This is a genomic window from Polaribacter huanghezhanensis (assembly GCF_030444335.1).
In the GTDB taxonomy this organism is placed as follows: Bacteria; Bacteroidota; Bacteroidia; order Flavobacteriales; family Flavobacteriaceae; genus Polaribacter; species Polaribacter huanghezhanensis.
Map to the genome: position 1 here is coordinate 250965 of NZ_CP128595.1, position 17790 is coordinate 268754.

At 30.6% G+C, this 17790-nt stretch carries 18 protein-coding genes and 1 other RNA gene; 14 read left to right on the forward strand and 5 right to left on the reverse strand.

Annotation, left to right across the window (positions count from 1 at the left end):
- Position 1: 1 nt before the first annotated feature.
- The 5 genes from KCTC32516_RS01255 to KCTC32516_RS01275 all read left to right on the forward strand — a co-directional run bounded on the left by KCTC32516_RS01255 (position 2) and on the right by KCTC32516_RS01275 (position 6335).
- The gene (locus KCTC32516_RS01255) at positions 2 to 1501 is read left to right on the forward strand and encodes a TrkH family potassium uptake protein (RefSeq protein ID WP_301401516.1); all 1500 of its coding nucleotides are present in this window, start codon (positions 2 to 4) and stop codon (positions 1499 to 1501) included.
- An 86-nt stretch (positions 1502 to 1587) separates the two neighbouring features.
- Complete coding sequence (locus KCTC32516_RS01260) at positions 1588 to 3882, forward strand: T9SS type A sorting domain-containing protein (protein ID WP_301401518.1); 2295 nt, start codon at positions 1588 to 1590, stop codon at positions 3880 to 3882.
- A 19-nt stretch (positions 3883 to 3901) separates the two neighbouring features.
- Entirely contained in the window at positions 3902 to 4078 is a 177-nt protein-coding gene (locus KCTC32516_RS01265) for a hypothetical protein (protein WP_301401519.1), read from the forward strand.
- A gap of 78 nt (positions 4079 to 4156) precedes the next feature.
- Positions 4157 to 5281 (forward strand): phosphoenolpyruvate carboxykinase (ATP), encoded by a 1125-nt coding sequence (locus tag KCTC32516_RS01270; protein ID WP_301401521.1) that lies wholly within the window; start codon positions 4157 to 4159, stop codon positions 5279 to 5281.
- Positions 5271 to 6335, forward strand: coding sequence for a nucleotidyltransferase family protein (locus KCTC32516_RS01275; RefSeq protein ID WP_301401523.1), 1065 nt, complete (start codon positions 5271 to 5273; stop codon positions 6333 to 6335). Before KCTC32516_RS01270 ends, KCTC32516_RS01275 begins: the two co-directional genes overlap by 11 nt.
- On the opposite strand, the gene KCTC32516_RS01280 is transcribed toward KCTC32516_RS01275, so the two are convergent.
- Positions 6332 to 7684 (reverse strand): UDP-N-acetylmuramate--L-alanine ligase, encoded by a 1353-nt coding sequence (locus KCTC32516_RS01280; RefSeq protein ID WP_301401524.1) that lies wholly within the window; start codon positions 7682 to 7684, stop codon positions 6332 to 6334. The genes KCTC32516_RS01275 and KCTC32516_RS01280 overlap by 4 nt on opposite strands.
- 133 nt (positions 7685 to 7817) lie before the next feature.
- On the opposite strand from KCTC32516_RS01280, the gene KCTC32516_RS01285 reads away from it, so the two are divergent.
- Positions 7818 to 8285: a hypothetical protein gene (locus KCTC32516_RS01285; RefSeq protein WP_301401525.1), complete on the forward strand. Its 468-nt coding sequence runs from the start codon at positions 7818 to 7820 to the stop codon at positions 8283 to 8285.
- Between the two features lie 76 nt (positions 8286 to 8361).
- Here KCTC32516_RS01285 and KCTC32516_RS01290 read toward each other — a convergent pair whose 3' ends face one another.
- On the reverse strand, positions 8362 to 9366 hold the full coding sequence (locus KCTC32516_RS01290) for a M20/M25/M40 family metallo-hydrolase (protein WP_301401526.1): 1005 nt from the start codon (positions 9364 to 9366) through the stop codon (positions 8362 to 8364).
- A 76-nt stretch (positions 9367 to 9442) separates the two neighbouring features.
- On the opposite strand from KCTC32516_RS01290, the gene kdsA reads away from it, so the two are divergent.
- Complete coding sequence (kdsA, locus tag KCTC32516_RS01295) at positions 9443 to 10261, forward strand: 3-deoxy-8-phosphooctulonate synthase (RefSeq protein WP_301401528.1); 819 nt, start codon at positions 9443 to 9445, stop codon at positions 10259 to 10261.
- A gap of 192 nt (positions 10262 to 10453) precedes the next feature.
- Positions 10454 to 11038: a hypothetical protein gene (locus KCTC32516_RS01300; RefSeq protein WP_301401529.1), complete on the forward strand. Its 585-nt coding sequence runs from the start codon at positions 10454 to 10456 to the stop codon at positions 11036 to 11038.
- 24 nt (positions 11039 to 11062) lie between these two features.
- On the opposite strand, the gene KCTC32516_RS01305 is transcribed toward KCTC32516_RS01300, so the two are convergent.
- A complete protein-coding gene (locus KCTC32516_RS01305; RefSeq protein ID WP_301401531.1) occupies positions 11063 to 11284 on the reverse strand; it encodes a DUF3820 family protein in 222 nt (73 codons plus the stop codon).
- A gap of 58 nt (positions 11285 to 11342) precedes the next feature.
- The gene (locus tag KCTC32516_RS01310; protein WP_301401533.1) at positions 11343 to 12548 is read right to left on the reverse strand and encodes an NAD(P)-dependent oxidoreductase; all 1206 of its coding nucleotides are present in this window, start codon (positions 12546 to 12548) and stop codon (positions 11343 to 11345) included.
- 189 nt (positions 12549 to 12737) lie between these two features.
- Between KCTC32516_RS01310 and ssrA the strand changes: the two genes are divergently transcribed.
- The 6 genes from ssrA to KCTC32516_RS01340 all read left to right on the forward strand — a co-directional run bounded on the left by ssrA (position 12738) and on the right by KCTC32516_RS01340 (position 16939).
- Positions 12738 to 13132: a transfer-messenger RNA gene (ssrA, locus tag KCTC32516_RS01315) on the forward strand.
- Positions 13133 to 13313: 181 nt separating this feature from the next.
- Positions 13314 to 13562 (forward strand): GIY-YIG nuclease family protein, encoded by a 249-nt coding sequence (locus tag KCTC32516_RS01320; protein ID WP_301401535.1) that lies wholly within the window; start codon positions 13314 to 13316, stop codon positions 13560 to 13562.
- Between the two features lie 47 nt (positions 13563 to 13609).
- Positions 13610 to 14056, forward strand: a complete 447-nt coding sequence (gene msrB, locus KCTC32516_RS01325) for a peptide-methionine (R)-S-oxide reductase MsrB (RefSeq protein WP_301401536.1) — start codon at positions 13610 to 13612, stop codon at positions 14054 to 14056.
- Positions 14046 to 14582 (forward strand): peptide-methionine (S)-S-oxide reductase MsrA, encoded by a 537-nt coding sequence (gene msrA, locus KCTC32516_RS01330; RefSeq protein WP_301401537.1) that lies wholly within the window; start codon positions 14046 to 14048, stop codon positions 14580 to 14582. The genes msrB and msrA overlap by 11 nt, the downstream gene beginning before the upstream one ends.
- 166 nt (positions 14583 to 14748) lie before the next feature.
- On the forward strand, positions 14749 to 15837 hold the full coding sequence (locus KCTC32516_RS01335) for a glycosyltransferase (protein WP_301401539.1): 1089 nt from the start codon (positions 14749 to 14751) through the stop codon (positions 15835 to 15837).
- Complete coding sequence (locus KCTC32516_RS01340; protein ID WP_301401541.1) at positions 15824 to 16939, forward strand: hypothetical protein; 1116 nt, start codon at positions 15824 to 15826, stop codon at positions 16937 to 16939. Before KCTC32516_RS01335 ends, KCTC32516_RS01340 begins: the two co-directional genes overlap by 14 nt.
- Here the strand turns inward: KCTC32516_RS01340 and KCTC32516_RS01345 are convergent.
- Complete coding sequence (locus tag KCTC32516_RS01345; protein ID WP_301401543.1) at positions 16932 to 17618, reverse strand: cell division ATP-binding protein FtsE; 687 nt, start codon at positions 17616 to 17618, stop codon at positions 16932 to 16934. The genes KCTC32516_RS01340 and KCTC32516_RS01345 overlap by 8 nt on opposite strands.
- Positions 17619 to 17790: the final 172 nt, after the last annotated feature.

Below are 17790 nucleotides of genomic sequence, written 5' to 3' on the forward strand. Positions count from 1 at the left end.
AATGAATTCTTTAAACCTAAAAATTATTTACCGCTTTCTTGGCTTAACGGCTATTTTAAACGGAATTTTTATGTTTATTGCTGTGCCTTTTAGCATGTATCATCAAGAAGATGCAAAATACGGCATTTTAAATGCTGGAATTGTTACTGTTTTTTTAGGGTTGATATTGTACTTTTTCAACAAACCAACATCTACAAACATTCAAAAAAAAGAAGGGTATCTAATTGTAACTTTAGGTTGGCTTATCTTATCAATAACAGGAATGTTGCCTTATCTTTTTACGGGTGAAATCCCTAAAATTGCCGACGCTTTTTTTGAAACCTTATCTGGTTACTCTACTACAGGGTCCTCCATTCTATCAGACATAGAAAGTATGCCAAAAGGCATTTTATTTTGGCGAAGCGCAACACATTGGATTGGAGGAATGGGAATTATTGTGCTAACAATTGCCATTTTACCTTTACTAGGAATTGGCGGAATGCAATTGTTTATGGCAGAAGCTCCAGGACCATCAACAGACAAATTACATCCAAGAATTTCTGATACTGCAAAACGATTATGGCTCATTTATGTGTTGCTTACTTTTAGTGAGTTTTTCTTGTTAAAATTTGCGGGCATGACTTGGTTTGACGCCATTAATCATGCAATGGCAACAATGAGTACTGGTGGTTTTTCTACAAAAAACGCAAGTATCGCATATTATAATTCAATGCCATTAGTACAGTACATTATAATTCTTTTTATGTTTATTGCAGGAACAAATTTTGTACTTACTTATTTTGCTTTAAAAGGGAAAATTTATAAAATATTTCAAAGTGAAGAATTTAAATATTACTTTTTTGGAACAATAATTATTTCTACCATTATTGCGATCGTTGTCCTTTTTTATCAAGATCCAACACTTAAAACCACTATTGATCATCCAATGATTTACGGAAAAGTAGAAAGTGCAATAAGGCATTCTCTTTTTCAAGTAACTTCTGTAATTACCACAACCGGTTTTGTGAGTGCAGACTTTACCATGTGGAGTTTCTTTGCTACTGCAATTTTCTTTGCGCTTTTCTTTGTGGGCGGTTCTGCAGGATCTACAAGTGGTGGTGTAAAAGTTGTACGCCATATTATCATGCTAAAAAGTAGCTTTTTAGAATTTAAAAAAGCATTGCATCCAAATGCAATTATTCCTGTTAGATATGATGATAAACCTGTAAACCATACTATTGTATTTAATATTATTTCTTTCTTTATTATTTACATGCTTATTTTTATAGTTTCAACTGTAATCTTAACTTTTTTAGGATTAGATTTTACTTCTGCTCTTGGTGCTACTGGTTCTTCTTTAGGAAATATTGGACCAGCCTTTGGCTCTGTAAGTCCGGTAGATAATTATGCACATTTGTCTGATGCAGCAAAATGGTTTTGTGCTTTTTTAATGCTAATTGGACGTTTAGAACTGTTTACAGTTCTAATTTTATTTTCTCCTTTTTTCTGGAGAAAAAACTAACCTAAAAACACTTATAAATAAATTTCATTTGGAATATTAGAAAATAATTTCTTAACTTTAGCTTGTAATAATTCAAAATCAACGCTATGAAAAAGAATTACTTACACCAGCATTGCTGGTGTCTAATTTTTACCTTATTTTTATTTTTTAAAGTCAACGCGCAGTCAACTGGTGATATTGCTTTTGTTGGATTTAATACAGATGGTGATAAAGACTTTGCAATTGTTGCTTTAGCTGATATAGCCGCAAATACTACTATTTATTTTACAGATGATGAAACTACAGGAGTTGGTTCCCCTAGCGCTTTAGCAGGAAGCGAAGGCACAATAACATGGGATTCAGGCTATAACATTATAAAGGCAGGGACTTTTATTGTTTTTACAGATTTAAATAGTGATGCAAATCTAGCTTTTGGAGCTTCAATTGGAACAATAACCAGAAGTGGTGCGTTTAACCTATCAGGAAGTAAAGACGGAATAATTGCTTTTATAGGTACTGATTCTAGTACACCAACTACTTATATTGCCGCTTTACAAATTGGAAATGACAACACCCACCTTGGTCCTTTCGATGGTGATGGAATTACTCTTACAAACACAAATTTAGTTATTGGAACTTCTATAATTGTAGTTGATAATAGTGCTTCTCCTAGTGGTGGATTTTATAACGGCTCAAGATCTAATCAAACTTCATACGTTGCTTATTATACTCTATTAAGCGATACTACTAATTGGACTACGACTACTGTAGATGGCGAAACACTACTTCCTTTTTCACATGAAGCATTTACAATAAACTCCACTACTTGGACAGGTGCAACTAGTTCTGTATGGAGTTTACCTGGAAACTGGAACAATGGTATCCCAACAAGCTCCTCACTAATTTCAATTCCTAATGTTGCAACATCACCAATTATTAGTTCTGGAACGACAGCTCTTGCAGGCAACTTAACAATTGATGCTAGTGAAACCTTAACCATCAATTCAGCAAACTCACTAAGTGTTAAAGGTTTATTAACTATAACTGGAGATTTAACAATAAACAGCGGAGGTTCTTTAATTGTAAATGGAACCTCTGCAGGTAATTTAACTTATAATGTAAACGTTACTGACACAAATTGGCACTTGGCTTCTTCTCCTGTTGCAGGAGAACAATATGATGATGCTTGGAATACTGCAAATTCTATTAATGTTTCTGGAGCTGGGCTTAATGATGCTGTAAGCACTTATGACAATACTACTTCTGCAAGTGGAAGCTGGAACTATTTTCAAACTGGTGGAACAGCAACAACTTTTAATCAAGGGCAAGGCTATTCTTTAAAAAGAACTGCAGCGGGTAATTATGGTTTTATTGGAACATTTCCAACTTCAAATATTCTACTTACAATTTCACAAGGTTTTGGAGCAATAAACAAATGGAATTTTGTTGGAAATCCATTTCCATCTTATATAAAAGTAAGTGAATTAATTGCTGTCAATACTGCAAATCTAACTGATACTCATGAGTTTGTCTATGTTTGGAATGGCGCCAATTATATTGCTTTGGCTGGAACAGATTATATTCACCCTGGTCAAGGGTTTTTTGTGAATGCAGCCAATTCAAATGCAAATAATTTTTCAATTCCAGAGTCTTTGCAAAGTCATCAAACAGGAAGTACTTTTTATAAAGAAGCAAGCAATCCAACCATAAACGTTTTTGTAAATGATCAAGATAACAATCAGAAATTTACAGAAATTAAATATGAAGATATTTCTACCAAAGCATTAGATCCTGGATTTGATGCTGGTACTTTTACTGGACAAGCTACCTATTTTAGTCTTTATTCTCATTTAGTCTCTAATAGTGATGGAGTTGATTTTATGTTGCAATCTTTACCAAAAGACGATTATGAAAACACCATCATCCCTTTAGGGTTAAATGCTGATGCCAGAAAAGAAATTACTTTTTCGATCAAGCATCAAAATTTACCAAATGGGTTGATGGTTTTTATTGAAGATACAGAAAAGAAAACGATTACTCGTTTAGATGAAAGCAGCAGCAATTATACAATTACATTAGATACTAAAAGTAATGGAATTGGACGATTTTTCTTAAGGACATCAACAACAGATGTAAGAAAAACTTTAGTTGTTGATGATTTCAACTTAGATCAGATAAGTATGTATTTAAGTTCAGAACGTACGTTAAGAATCGCTGGGCTAAAAAGCGGTAGCGCTGCACTAACTATTTTTAATATTTTAGGTGAAAAAGTAGTTCATAAAAATTTAAAATCTCGTTCAACCTTAGATGTTATTTTATCAAATTCTATAAAACAAGGAATTTATATAGTAAAACTTGAAACAGAGAAAGGGAGTATCAACAAGAAAATATTCTTAAACTAATTTAAAGCACATTTTTGAGATGAAAAAACAAACAAAAAATACAGAAGAGAGTATTACTCGAAAAGAAGCTATTAAAAAAATTGGTAGCTATGGAAAATATGCTGCGTTAACAGCAATAGGAACCTACATCCTTTTAAACCCCAAAACAGCACAAGCTAGAAGTCCTGCTGCTCCTGGAACTGACGGTGGATTCTAATCGTAGAACAACAATAAAACTTTTGAAATTTAGAAGTTTTTTATTGATTGATTTTTTTAAAATGTATTTCGTTTTTTAATGAACAAAGTAGTCGTAAAAAAAATTGAAGACAAAGAGATCGTTTGGTTTAAAAACTCAAATTCGTATTTAGTTTTAGAACCGATTGCTGCAGCTATTTTATTGAAAATAAATAAAAATAATTCTCTTGAAGAGATAAAAACTTGGGCTTTTAAAAAAATTACTGCTCCAAAAAAGGTCGTCAAAAAATTTATTGAAGATATTTTCTTGTTATATACAGTTAATAACACTTTAAAAAAGGAAGTTCAAAATAATTCTGGAACTTATAAAATTCCAACAAAATATTATTCAGAAAAATACTATTCAATACATAATTGCATTTTTAAAATTCAATTTCAAACTGGGTTTCACCTCTTGAAAATTCACCCAATATTTGCACATTTAGAAACAGAAAGTCAAAATAAATTTCATTTCAATTACACAATTTTTGATGACAAAGATTTCATTGTGTTTTTTAAGAATGATGCTTTTATTGGTAAGTGGAATAAAAATGAAACTCATCTTTTTGAAGGAAAACTTTCCATGCATTTGATTATTGATATTTATAAAAAACCTGAAACAGATTGGATGGGCGTTTTTCATGCATCCGCAATTAGTAATAAAAAAGAATCTTTACTTTTTTTAGGTGATTCTGGAAATGGAAAAAGCACTTCATTAGCATTATTAAATGCAAACGGGTTTGATTGTATCGCAGATGATTTTGTTCCAATTGATAACAAAAAAAATATGTATACCTATCCGGCTGCAATGTCCATAAAAAAGAAAAGCCTAAAAACCTTGCTTCCTGTTTATCCTGAATTAAAAAATGCTGTGGAATATCATTTTAAAAAAATGAATAAAACAGTTCGTTATTTACCACCAAAAAATATCAATTATCATTTAAAACTAAAATGCAAAGCATTGGTATTTATCAAATACAATATTGAGGTTGAATTAGAAATAAACTCCATTTCAAAAATTGATGCTTTTCAGCAATTAATTCCAGACTCTTGGATTTCTCCGCTAGAAAAAAATGTGTCTGTTTTTTTAGAGTGGTTTTTAGAATTGCCTTGTTACCAATTAACGTACTCTAACAATTTAAAAATGATTGAAACTGTTACTAAAATTTTTAATAATGACTTATAAAGAAACCCTTCTTTTTGTCGGAAAATGCTTGACGATTACTCATGAAGAACACAATAGAAAAATTGTTGAATTAGAAATAAAATCAGGCAATGTTAATTGGGATACTATTGTTAAATTAAGCACAACACATTATGTTTTTACAGCGTTGTATTGCAATCTTAAAAGAGCAAACTTCCTTCGTTATTTACCTGAAGAATTGGTGAATTACATGAAGCGTATTACCGATTTAAACAGAGAACGAAATTTACAAATAATTGAACAAGCAAAAGAGGTTAACGAATTATTATTAGCAAACAACATCACTCCTATTTTCTTAAAAGGAACAGGAAACTTACTAGAAGGTTTGTATGAAGACATTGCCGAAAGAATGGTTGGTGATATTGATTTTATAGTGTCAGAATTAGAGTTTAAAAATGCTATAAAAATAGCAAGTGATTTTGGTTTTGATAAAGTTCATAATACTACTTTCACTTTTCCGTCTTTCATACATTATCCCAGGTTAAAAAAACAAGGTAAAATCGCAGGAGTTGAAATTCACAAAGAATTATTAAAAGAAAAATACTCCAAAGAATTTAATTATTTATTTGTAAAAAAAGACACTCTCTTAAAGAACAACATCACTTTTTTAAGTTTCGAAAACCAACTTTCATTATCAATTATTGCTTATCAAATTAATGATGATGGGCAATACATTAACACTATTGCTTTAAGAAATTCTTATGATGTATTTTTACTTTCAAAGAAAGTGAATAGTTTTAAAGCAATAGAACAGTTCAATACACTATTTCATCCCTTAAACAATTATATTGCTTTGTCAAATAAGATACTAGGGCAAGTTTCTTCGCTAAAATACAAACTAACAAAAAAATCTAGCAAGGCATTAATACTTAATAATAAACTGCTCGAAAGTGCATCTTTTAGAAAAAAGAATCAAAAAAAATGGTCTCGCTATTTGTTTATAAAAGCTCGATTAAAAATAATCTTTAAATCTATTTATGATAAACAGACTAGAGCTTGGCTTCTAAATAGGTTAATAAATGGCAGACAGAACTAAACCAAACTCTTAACCTCCTCAAAATCCAATCCTCCATAATTACCAGAACTCATCAATAATAAAGCGGTATTTTCTAAATTTTGATTCAATAAAAACGTTTTAAATTCAGCTGGATTTGTATAAATAATCAAATCTTCTCGTTCAAAAGCGGCGGCTATTTGTTCTTTAGAAACGGTGTTTAACTTTTTAATTGCTATTGCATCTGGCGAATAAAATACCACTGCTTTATCAGCAGTATCTAAAGCGCCTTTATATTCTGATAAAAATTTTGCGTTTAAACTAGAATAGGTATGCAATTCTAAACAAACCAACACTGTTCTTTCAGTGTATTGTTCTTTCACCGCTTTTGTTGTTGCAGCAACTTTACTCGGACTATGCGCAAAGTCTTTAAAAATAACGGTTGATGAGTTTTCTGCGATCTTTTCTAAACGTTTACTTGCTCCTTTAAAAGATGCAATTGCTTCATAAAAATCATCTTCATCAATTCCCATGTGTTGACAAATCCATTTTGCACCTGCTAAGTTTTGCAAATTATGCTCTCCGAAAACCTCTAAAGGCAAATCTCCTTCTGGAGTATTTAAATAGGTAATTCCGTTTTTTATAAAATAATCTGGAGTTTTATACGGATATTTTTTAATCGCTGATGTAGATGCCTCAACTAATTCTTTTACAATTTCATCTTCTTCATTGTAAACTAATATTCCGCCATTTGTAATAGAATTTATAAAAATTTCAAACTGTTCTACATAGTTTTCAAACGTTGGAAACACATTAATATGATCCCACGCAATTCCGCTTAACAAAGCAATATTTGGTTTGTATAAATGAAATTTTGGCCTCAAATCTATTGGTGAACTTAAATATTCATCGCCTTCTAATACCGTAAAATCATTTTCTTCCGTTAAATGAACCATGGTTTCAAATCCTTCTAACTGTGCGCCAACCATAAAATCAACTTCTTTTTCATGATAATGCATTACATGTAATATCATTGAGGTTATCGTAGTTTTTCCATGTGAACCTCCAATAACTACTCTGGTTTTATCTTTAGATTGCTCAAACAAAAACTCTGGATAAGAATATATTTTTAGCCCTAATTCTTGGGCTTTTAACAATTCTGGATTGTCTTTTTTAGCATGCATTCCAAGAATTACCACATCTAAATTTAAATTGATTTTCTCTGGAAACCAACCAAATTCTTTTGGCAACAAACTATATTTTTCCAATCTAGATTTTGATGGTTCGTGAATGACATCATCACTCCCAGTAATTGCAAAGCCTTTTTTTGACAAAGCAATTGCAAGATTATGCATGGCGCTTCCACCAATTGAAATAAAATGTATGTTCATTACGTTTTCCTTTAAAAGCAAAAATACAAAACAATAAAAAGAATAATTATAAAATCAATTAATTGTTTAAGGTAGTTTAGTTAAGGTATCTTTGCTATAAATAAATTTTAACATTAAAATTATTTAAGAAATTATGAAAAAAACATTTTTTAGTATCGGCTTGGTATTTGCAGCATTTTTCACCATGAATGCACAAGAAGTTTCGGACAACGCAATCGGACTTCGATTTGGAGACAATAGTGGTTTAGGCGGGGAAATTTCTTATCAACATAAGTTGAGTGAAAACAACAGGTTAGAAATTGATTTGGGAATTCGTAATGGAAAAGACTCAGATTCTTTTAAAGCAACAGGAATTTATCAATGGGTTTGGTCTTTAGAAAACAGATTTAACTGGTTCGCTGGAGTTGGTGGTGGAGTTGGAAGCATTAAATCTAGTGGAATTTCTGAAACTTTCTTTTTTGGAACTGGAGATATTGGAATTGAGTACAATTTTGAAGCACCTATTTTAATTTCTTTGGATTACAGACCAGAATTTGGTTTCACTACTGTTTATAAAGGATTAAATTCTGACATAGCTTTAAGTATTCGTTATCAATTCTAATCTTTCTTACAACACATAAAAAAATCCTCTAAATTAATTTTTAGAGGATTTTTTATTTATAGAAATATCGTTTTACTTATTTCTTTTTTCTTCCCATTTCTGCATCAGTAAGTTGCACTCTTGTTGGTGTATCAGTTCCATCAATGATACTTTCTGTTCCTTTTGCAACTGCTTTAATCGTTTCTGTAATCACAGAAACATCTAGCGTTTCTGCTTCATCACTTGCTTGATGATAATCTTTATCTACATCAATTGGTGTGGTAGAGAATGTATGCGACGGAATTCCTAAACGCGCCAAAGAAGCGTTGTCTGATCTAAAGAATAAATTTTGTTTTACATACGGATCTGGATACAAATGATACCCTGTTCCTTCTAAGTTTTTTTGAATAATTTTTCCAAAATCTGAACGATCAAATCCTGTTAACCAAGCTGTTTTTGGTCCAGTTGTAGGTGTTTTTCCCATCATTTCTAGATTGATTCCTGCTACAAATTTACTTGCATCAACATCTTTACCAAAATGTCTAGAACCTAACAACCCCATTTCTTCTCCAGTAAAAGCTATAAAAATAATTGTTCTTTCATTACTTCCTTTTTTCTTAAAATATTCGGCTAAAGTTAAAACTCCTGTTACGCCAGAAGCATCATCATTTGCTCCGTTGTAAATACTATCTAACTGACCTTCTTTTTTTCTAATTCCAAGATGATCGTAATGTCCAGAAATAACTACATATTCGTCTTTTCTACTTTTTCCTTCTAAAACCCCAATTATATTAAAAGCCGTAATTTCTTTTTTAGTTCTTCTGTTCGTAAATACAAACGTTTGTCTGTAATCTTTTAACGTATCGTAGGTTGTTAAGCCAATTCTTTTAAACTCTCCTTCAATATATTGAGCCGCTTTTTCAATACCTGGTGTTCCAGTGCCTCTTCCTTCCATTTCATCGGAAGCCAACGTGTATAAATGTTCTCTAACTGTTGTAGTATCAATACTATCTAAAGTAACTTCTTGATTGGCATTTTTCTTTTCTGTTTTGCAAGAATACATCAATACAAAAACGAAAAGTAGCATTATAATTTTTTTCATGGTTCTAAATTTAAAGGCTAAAGATATGAATTCAAAAGCAATATTTATTTTGTATTTTTGCTAAAATTATTTTTCGATGGATATCACACTAATTCCCAATATTAAACACACCAATTCTAACAACTTTTTTTTACTTGCCGGACCTTGTTCTATTGAAGGTGAAGATATGGCAATGCGAATTGCAGAAAAAGTGTTGCAAGTAACTGACAAACTAGAAATTCCGTTTATTTTTAAAGGAAGTTTTAAAAAAGCAAACAGAAGCAGAGTGGATAGTTTTACTGGAATTGGAGATGAAAAAGCATTGAAAATTTTACGCAAAGTTTCAGAAACATTTAACGTGCCAACCATTACAGATATTCATGAAGCATCAGACGCAGAAAGAGCTGCGCAATATGTTGATGTATTGCAAATTCCTGCTTTTTTAGTTCGTCAAACCGATTTGGTGGTTGCTGCGGCAAAAACAGGAAAAGTGGTCAACTTAAAAAAAGGACAATTTATGAGTCCGTCTGCAATGAAACACGCCGTTCAAAAAGTAATTGATTCTGGAAATTCGCAAGTAATGATTACCGATAGAGGAACAATGTTTGGCTATCAAGACATGATTGTTGACTTTAGAGGAATTCCTGAAATGCGTAAATTTGCGCCAACAGTTTTAGATATAACTCATTCACTACAACAACCAAATCAAGATTCTGGAGTTACTGGTGGAAGACCAGATATGATAGAAACGATTGCAAGAGCTGGCGTTGTGAATAATGTTGATGGACTATTTTTAGAAACACATTTTGATCCTACAAATGCAAAAAGTGATGGTGCAAATATGTTGCATTTAGATCATTTAGAGAGTTTACTCAGCAATTTAGTTGCCATCAGAAAAACGGTAAATAAATTATAATAAAAGATAACATTGTAACTAAAATCTTTAAAACACAAAAAATCTGTTTATAAGGATGTCCAATTAATAACTAATAGAAAAAGAACTTTCTATGAATAACTTCAAATGCAATAAAATAGAACGAAAAGGTTCTGCCTGATTTAATAGATATACTTCTACTAGTTTCATTTTTGTATATTAGCTTTACAGGTTATGGCTAAAAACAGGGATTTAATAAAGAACACAAATTTCAACTTTTCATTAAAAGGAAGACCTAGTATTTTTATTGGAATTTATATTCTAATGGGTGCTTTATTAATAAAAACAACTATTGAAGGTTTTAGCACAGATGGGTCTCCGTTTGGATTCTTAACCGTCAATTTTTTAGAAGGATTTATCGTCATTATTACGGTATTGGTTGTGTTATTTTCTATGCTCGCATTATTTTTTGGAAACAGAAAATTTCAACGAAAAATAGGCAATAAAATTTGGAATCGGAATTCAAAAAAATCAATGATTCTTTTAATTGGACTTCTTACATTGCTCTACTTTATTGAGTTTTACTTCTTAAGAATTGGAGAAGAGCAATTTTTAATTCCTGCTTTTTTAATTGGATTTGGAGGTGTTTTAATGATTTTAAATTTTAGCAAATCAACAACTTTGTATTACTTATCAATGATTTCTGTTTCGCTAGGAATTATTGCTTTGTACACAAACGGAATGAATTTTTACCTTTTAATGAGTCTTGGAGTTGCCCAGATTTTTTATGGATTCTTTACAAGAAAAGCAGTTCAATAATTAAAAAAATCTACATCAAGATTTTTAATATTGATGTCTTATTTTTCTGACAATATCTTCCAAGCCATTTAGCTTTAATTCATACACCAAACCCAACATCAATCCAAGTTTCCCTTTCGGAAAGCCTTTGTTATTATACCAAACCACATAATGTTCTGGTAAATCAATTAGAAAAGTGCCTTTGTATTTTCCGTACGGCATTTTCATTTTTGATACATCAATAAGAAATTGTTGATTTTGTTCCATTTAATTTTAAGAGTAAATAAACCTTTCGACTGCGCTCAAGGAGACAGTTCTAATAAAACTATTCTTTTCCGTCAACGTAATCTTGCAAATACGAAAAACGCGCTGTCAAATTTCCGTTTTCTGTCATTTTTGCTCTAGCTAAAACTCCGTTTTCATCATCGTTATAAAAAGCCGGAATTACATTTTCTAAAAACAATTCTCCAAAACCTACACTTGCGTCTTTTGGTAATTCGCAGGGTAAATTATCAACAGCCATTACAACAATTGCATTTTCATCTTTATAATTAACTTCTGATGCTGTTTGTGGATTGTAACCATAAATTGGATCTGCAATCGTTGATGCTCTTACGGTTGATGCCACTGGTCCATCAATATCACAAGAAATATCTGCCACTAATTGGATATTAAAATCGTTAGATTTTGCATCTTCTCTGGTAAATAAATACGGAGCACCATCTCCAAAAAAATGTCCAGCAATAAAATAATCTGTCACTTTTGCAAAACGCATAAAATTAGATTCGTAGTTTTCTGGATACTTATAAAAATCTATTCTACCTAAAACTTGATTGTCTTTACGTTTGTTGTAATCTAGTACATCAATTATACAATATACAGGTTCGTTAAAAACATCATTTAAATACGATTTAACAGAAACCTTTTTAATGTGCATGGCATCTAACATTTCTTTTGCTCCGTGAGCAACTTTTCCACTCCCAGTTAATAAGATTTTAAGATTTGGTAACTTAATTTTATTCAGTTCATCAATCAAGTTTTTCTGATCAGCCAATGTTTCTGCTTTTGGTAAATGAAAGCTTTCATGTTTTAATCCGAAAGCTCTAAAACCATTATACGCACCAACAATTCCGGCATAACGCCCAAAACCAATTAAACGAGTTCCGTTTTCTTTAACAATGGTTTCGTGATCGTACAATTCGATATTTTTTTCTAAAATTGCGACTAATAAATTTCTATTATATGGTTGCTTTTTTATCGTATGAGAAAAGAAAAAATATTTTTTATTCGGAATTAAAAATTCAATTGGAACTTCTTTTACGCCTAACAATACATTACAGTCAGAAATATCTTTTACAACTTCAAATCCTGCTTTTACATAATCTTCATCAGAAAACACTCTAATATCAGAACTTTCTACTTTTATGATTGCTTTTGGATATTTTTTTTGAAACTCTTGTAATTTTTCTGGTGAAAAAACCACTCTTCTATCTGGCGGATTTTTACGTTCTTTAATAATTCCAAACTTCATAATTCTAAGTGTACTAAATTTTGCTCGAAGATATCGATTTTATAAAGATGTACAAACGCTATTTTTAGCAATTTTATTATTAAATTTGCAGACTGTTCTTTGGAATAGAATTTGAAATAGATTGATGCGCTCCCAAATCAAGTTTGGGATTAATTCAATTACGTGAAATTAATTTTACTATTTCATTAAGGGGACGACTGGTTTTGACAGCGAGACGCGTTAGAATGTAAGCATACCGAGGAATGAAATCACCACTCGTTAAACTTATTTCAACCTTTTTAAACGGCGAAGATAACTACGCTTTAGCTGCTTAATCCGAATTACAGTAGGATTGGCCTCGGCACACTAGGTGTGTAAGCTTTATGTCCACGAAAAGCCTTGGTTTACGGCGTTTCACTTTTGGGCATCGTAAATGTAAACATAGAAATTTTGGCACTTCGACAAAATTTTGAAACTAAAGAAGATAAGCTTTTAGTGGATTGTTTTTAATCAGCTAAGAGACGAAAATTAATTAAAAACTAAGTATGTAGAAAGCCTTTTGGCCGCTTGTTTGGACCCGAGTTCGATTCTCGGCGTCTCCACCTCCGCCCTACGAAGTTCCAAGTTTACGAGGAACGAAGTAGGGCTTATTATTTAAAAAAAATCCTTTTCAATATAATTATAGGCTTCGGCGGACACGTCCTTATTCTAATTACCTTCTTTATTTATGAACATGCACAATAAGAATTATTAATAATTCATTATTTTTATTATAAAATAAATGTTATGATGATTTTACCTTACGCTGTTTACATTCTAAAATGTAATGATAACACTTATTATACTGGATTTTCTAGTGATATCATGAATCGATTAAAATCTCACCATTCTGGTGAAGTAAAATACACAAAGAGTAGATTACCTGTAGAATTGATTCATATAACCTATTATAAAGAAAAACAAAAAGCGTATGATTTTGAACGTTATTTAAAAACAGGGTCGGGAATTGCTTTCCGAAATAAACGTTTTTTGTAATTTAAACCCCTATTTCACGACCAACTATCGAATTTAAAAATTAAAGAATGACTTGGAAAGATGTAATCAATTACGCTACAAAAGGCAACCCAACACCAGACAGCATTGTTGTTAAAACAGATGCTGAATGGAAAGCGCAATTAACACCAGAACAATATCAAATTACACGTTTAAAAGGAACTGAACGCGCTTTTACAGGAGAACATTGTACTACGTACGAAACAGGAAAATACGTTTGTACTTGTTGTAATACCGAATTGTTTGATTCGAGTATTAAATTTGACTCTAGCAGCGGTTGGCCAAGTTTTACAGAACCGATTAAAGAAAACGCTGTAAAATATCATAAAGACACCACACACGGAATGATTCGTGTTGAGATTTTATGCAATACTTGCGATGCACATTTAGGGCATATTTTTCCTGATGGACCAGCACCAAGCGGATTGCGTTTTTGTGTAAATTCGATTTCAATACAATTAAAAAATGAAAAGTAATTTACAAACTGCCATTCTTGGCGGCGGATGTTTTTGGTGTACAGAAGCCGTTTTTCAAGAAGTTAAAGGCGTAGAAAAAGTAGTTTCTGGTTATTCTGGCGGAACAGTTCCTGGGAAACCAACGTATAGAGAAATTTGCTCTGGATTAACGGGTCATGCAGAAGTGATTCAAATTACTTTTGATGCAGCCATTATTTCTTTTGAGGATATTCTCATCATTTTTATGACAACTCACAATCCGACAACTTTAAATCAACAAGGAGCAGACAGAGGAACACAATATCGCTCTGTCATTTTTTTTCAAAATAAGACTCAAAAAGAAATTTCAGAAAAAGTACTTCATCAATTAGCTGAAATTTACGAAGATAAAATAGTAACTGAAATTAGTCCGCTTACTATTTTTTATGAAGCAGAAATGGAACATCAAAATTATTATAGAGAAAATACAGAACAAGGATATTGTAGTTATGTAATTACACCAAAACTGAATACACTCAGAAAATTACATGCTGATAAATTGAAGTAAAATCATAAATTTTTGTTAAAGTAAATATCTGACAGTAAGTTTTTTACAAAAACAGGGTCTAAGTATGTGATAAGAGTTTCTTATCATTCTTTTTCATAGCAATTTTCCCGCTTCGTTTTTATTAATGAGGCGGGTTTTTTTATATCTTGCGTTAAAAGTATTCTTCTTGAAAAATATTATAATTTCTGTTACCAACGACTTAACAACTGATCAAAGGGTTGAAAAAATATGTGATACTCTTTTTTTAAATAATTACAATATTATTCTTGTTGGCAGAAAGTTAAAAAATAACATTCCTCTTTCAAGAAAATATAAAACTAAAAGAATGCGTTTATTTTTTAATAACGGATTTTTGTTTTATGCAGAATATAACATTCGCCTTTTCTTTAAGTTGCTATTTCTCAAAAAAGACATCTTAGTTTCAAATGATTTAGATACTCTTTTACCAAATTATTTGGTGAGTAAATTGCAATCAAAAATAATTATTTACGATAGTCATGAACTATTTACAGAAATTCCTGAATTGGTTCATAGACCAAGAGTAAAAAAAATATGGGAAAGCATTGAGCAAAAGATCATTCCTAATTTAAAAAATTGTTACACTGTTAGTGATTCTATTGCAGATTATTATCAAAATAAATACAATACTCATTTTGAAACCATACGAAATGTACCAAAAACGAAAAAGAGCACTACCGGTATTTTTCCTTTTGATACAAGAGGAAAAACAATAATTTTATATCAAGGAGCTGTTAATATTGGTAGAGGTTTAGAACTTATGCTTGATACAATGAAACATCTCGAAAAACATATTTTTGTAGTGATTGGTTCTGGTGATATTTTTGAAAAAGTAAAAACAAAAGCTTCACAACTTATTACAAATAACAAAGTTTATTTTTTAGGAAAACTGACTCCGCCAGAAATAAACGCATTAACTCCACTCGCAAATATTGGCATTTCTTTAGAAGAAGATTTAGGTTTGAATTATAGATATGCTTTACCCAATAAGTTGTTTGACTATTTACACGCAGAAGTTCCTGTTTTGGTTTCTAATTTACCCGAAATGAAAAAAATAATTGACGAATATAAATTTGGAGAAATTGTAGAAAACAGGAACTCAAAATTGTTAGCAAAACAAATTGAGAAATTTTCTTTAAAAAAACATTCAGCAGAAATTAAGAGTGCAAAAAAAGTCCTTAACTGGGAAAATGAGGAGAAAAAATTAATTTCAATCTATCAAAATGTCAAACAGTAAAAGGTTACATATTGTTTCTTTTAATATTCCATATCCACCAAGTTATGGAGGAGTAATTGATGTTTTTTATAAAATAAAAGAACTGCATCAATTAAATATTGAAATTTATTTGCATTGTTTTGAATACGATAGACCTCAACAAAAAGAATTAGAAAAATACTGTACAAAAGTTTTTTATTACAACAGAGCTTCAAAAATAAAAAGCTTGTTTTCTTCGATTCCTTTTATTATTAAAAACAGAGAAAATAATTTGTTAATTAATACATTAAAAAAGATTAAAGCTCCTATTTTATTTGAAGGATTACACACAACTTTTCCGCTTACCAAAACAATTTTCGATTCAAAAACTTTTGTTAGAACGCACAATATTGAGCACAATTATTTTAAAGAATTAGCAAAAAGCGAGGCTAATGTTTTTAAAAAATTATTCTACCAATTAGAAGCTATTAAACTTAAAAAATACGAATCCGTTTTAAAAAATGTAACTGGTGTTTTCTCAATTTCTCCATTTGAACAAGAATACTTTTCATCAAAATATGGAGAAAAATGTGATTATATTCCTGCTTTTCATGAAGCAAAACTTATAAAAAATCATTCTACAAAAGGAAGTTTTATTTTATATCATGGTGATTTAAGAATATCAGATAATATTAAAGCTGCATTGTTTTTAATAGATGTTTATAAAGAAAGTTCTTTTAAATTGGTAATTGCAAGTAGCGATAAATCTTCTGTTATTAAAGAAATAGATACACATCAAAATATTGATTTTAAATCCATTAACAATCAAAACGAATTAAAAATCTTATTTAAAAAAGCCCATATAAATACATTAATAACTTTTCAAAAAACAGGAATAAAATTAAAGTTATTAAATTCTCTTTATCAAGGTAAGTTTATAATAGGAAACTCTAAAATGATTGCTGATACAGGCTTAGAAGACTTGTGCGAGTTAGCAAACACAAAAGAAGAAATTTTACAAAAAACAGGATTATTATTTTCTAAAGAATTTTCTGAATCTGAAATAGAAAAACGCAAAGAAAAACTAAAATCTTTCAGCCCAAATAATTCAGCAAAAAAAATGATGGAAATTATTTTTAAATAACCGCTTGTTGCACCACTTCAAATACCTCGCCGCCTTCACACTTAATTGTTTTTTGTTTAAACTTTACAATCAACGCATAATCATGCGTTGCCATTAAAATCGATTTTCCGCTTTGATGAATTCCGTTTAGCAATTCCATTACTTCTAACGACGTTTTTGGATCTAAATTTCCTGTTGGTTCATCGGCTAAAATTAAATCTGGATCGTTTAGCAAAGCTCTTGCAATGGCAACACGTTGTTGTTCTCCGCCAGAAAGCTCAAAAGGTTTTTTGTAGTATTTGGTTTTCATGTCCACTTTTTCTAAAACTTCATGAATTTTAGCGGTCATTTTTTCTTTGTCTTTCCAGCCAGTTGCTTTTAACACAAACAATAAATTATCAAACACAGTTCTGTCATTTAACAATTTAAAATCTTGAAATACAATTCCGATTTTTCTTCTTAAAAACGGAATGTCTTTTTCTTTTAATTGCTTTAAATCAAAATCTACTACAGCACCTTTTCCGCGTTTTAAATTTAAATCGCCGTACAAGGTTTTCATCAAGCTACTTTTACCGCTTCCTGTTTTACCGATCAAGTAAAAAAACTCGCCTTTTTCAATTTTTAAATTGACTTTAGAAAGCACTAAATTATCTCTTTGGTAAATATCTGCGTCTTCTAAATGTAAAATTGCATCAGCCATAAAAAAGTAGTTTCTACAAACTTATAATTTTCTTATCAGTTTAAAGAAATATTAAGAGAATTAATCTTTAACTATTTTTATCTTTGATTTTTAAACCAACGTTTGTTTTTTTGGATGTGAATCAAACAAAATAAAAAAATCTGCGTTATAGTTTTCAAATAGCCAAAAAACC

Coding starts and splice junctions, on each gene's coding strand:
- KCTC32516_RS01290 (WP_301401526.1), bottom strand. CDS start 9,366: ATGAAAAAAATTATAATGCTACTTTTCGTTTTTGTATTGATGTATTCT.
- KCTC32516_RS01340 (WP_301401541.1), top strand. CDS start 15,824: ATGTCAAACAGTAAAAGGTTACATATTGTTTCTTTTAATATTCCATAT.
- msrB (WP_301401536.1), top strand. CDS start 13,610: ATGACTTGGAAAGATGTAATCAATTACGCTACAAAAGGCAACCCAACA.
- msrA (WP_301401537.1), top strand. CDS start 14,046: ATGAAAAGTAATTTACAAACTGCCATTCTTGGCGGCGGATGTTTTTGG.
- KCTC32516_RS01270 (WP_301401521.1), top strand. CDS start 4,157: ATGAACAAAGTAGTCGTAAAAAAAATTGAAGACAAAGAGATCGTTTGG.
- kdsA (WP_301401528.1), top strand. CDS start 9,443: ATGGATATCACACTAATTCCCAATATTAAACACACCAATTCTAACAAC.
- KCTC32516_RS01300 (WP_301401529.1), top strand. CDS start 10,454: ATGGCTAAAAACAGGGATTTAATAAAGAACACAAATTTCAACTTTTCA.
- KCTC32516_RS01310 (WP_301401533.1), bottom strand. CDS start 12,548: ATGAAGTTTGGAATTATTAAAGAACGTAAAAATCCGCCAGATAGAAGA.
- KCTC32516_RS01285 (WP_301401525.1), top strand. CDS start 7,818: ATGAAAAAAACATTTTTTAGTATCGGCTTGGTATTTGCAGCATTTTTC.
- KCTC32516_RS01275 (WP_301401523.1), top strand. CDS start 5,271: ATGACTTATAAAGAAACCCTTCTTTTTGTCGGAAAATGCTTGACGATT.
- KCTC32516_RS01320 (WP_301401535.1), top strand. CDS start 13,314: ATGATGATTTTACCTTACGCTGTTTACATTCTAAAATGTAATGATAAC.
- KCTC32516_RS01345 (WP_301401543.1), bottom strand. CDS start 17,618: ATGGCTGATGCAATTTTACATTTAGAAGACGCAGATATTTACCAAAGA.
- KCTC32516_RS01260 (WP_301401518.1), top strand. CDS start 1,588: ATGAAAAAGAATTACTTACACCAGCATTGCTGGTGTCTAATTTTTACC.
- KCTC32516_RS01280 (WP_301401524.1), bottom strand. CDS start 7,684: ATGAACATACATTTTATTTCAATTGGTGGAAGCGCCATGCATAATCTT.
- KCTC32516_RS01305 (WP_301401531.1), bottom strand. CDS start 11,284: ATGGAACAAAATCAACAATTTCTTATTGATGTATCAAAAATGAAAATG.
- KCTC32516_RS01255 (WP_301401516.1), top strand. CDS start 2: ATGAATTCTTTAAACCTAAAAATTATTTACCGCTTTCTTGGCTTAACG.
- KCTC32516_RS01265 (WP_301401519.1), top strand. CDS start 3,902: ATGAAAAAACAAACAAAAAATACAGAAGAGAGTATTACTCGAAAAGAA.